Source organism: Streptococcus sp. WM07 (genome assembly GCF_004570525.1).
In the GTDB taxonomy this organism is placed as follows: Bacteria; Bacillota; Bacilli; order Lactobacillales; family Streptococcaceae; genus Streptococcus.
The window spans coordinates 1-300 of record NZ_SPPZ01000321.1 but is presented as its reverse complement, the minus strand read 5'-3'; the positions used below and the strand labels follow the sequence as shown (position 1 = coordinate 300).

The following is a 300-nucleotide window of genomic DNA, read 5'->3' as shown; positions in this document are numbered from 1 at the left end:
CATTTGGATGACGGATACCTTCAACCCCAGCAGTCACTACCTGTTGTTTACCAGCTTCTAAATCTGAACTTGCCAAATAGAGAGTCTCAAAGGCAATCTTGCTTTCTTGACCTGTACCACGGCGAATCACTCGATTCACTGCTGAAACAAGAACTTCTGTTGGGGTATTGTCGCTGATTTGACCAGTCTTGCTATCCAAGCTATAGGTTGTTGTAACCGTCTTCTGACCGTCTTTACCTTCTGTGACAACCACTTCTGGGTCTGTTGCCTTCATGCTGGCATCATCTTGATAAACCGTTT

1 protein-coding gene is annotated in these 300 nt (G+C 45.0%); it reads right to left on the bottom strand.

Annotation, left to right across the window (positions count from 1 at the left end):
* A partial coding sequence (locus E4T71_RS09400; protein WP_135039020.1) for a G5 domain-containing protein occupies window positions 1-300 on the bottom strand: 300 nt, incomplete at both ends.